We start from the raw sequence: 362 nt of genomic DNA, 5'->3' as shown, positions 1-362 counted from the left end.
GACGAGGGCGCACTCGGCGCGGTCGGGCAGGCGCTGGTCGCCATCCACGACTGGACGTTCCTGCTCGGCCCGAGCGTGGTGCTGGGCGTGAACAGCCTGCTGCTGGCCTACCTGGTGTACCGGTCGGACCTCGCGCCCCGGCCCATCGCCGTGCTCGGGCTCGTCGGCGGACCGCTCGTCACCGTCTCCGCGATCGCCGTGCTCTTCGGGCTCTACGGCCCTGCCGCCCATGCGATCTCCGCGCTGCCGGTGTTCGCGTGGGAGGTCAGCTTCGCCGTCTACCTGATCGCCAAGGGCTTCAAGGCAGTTCCCGTCGCCGACCGCATCATTGCCTCGGGCGACCTGCGCCCCGAACCGTCCAT

1 protein-coding gene is annotated in these 362 nt (G+C 71.0%); it reads left to right on the top strand.

Going from position 1 to position 362, the window contains the following annotated elements; all coding sequences use genetic code 11:
• Window positions 1–362: DUF4386 domain-containing protein (locus AC1DYG_RS20890; RefSeq protein WP_477641735.1), on the top strand; the 362-nt coding region annotated here is incomplete at both ends.

This window comes from Pedococcus sp. P1_H8, assembly GCF_056405175.1.
Note: the sequence above shows the minus strand (reverse complement) of the source record. Positions and strands in the feature narration are given on the sequence as shown.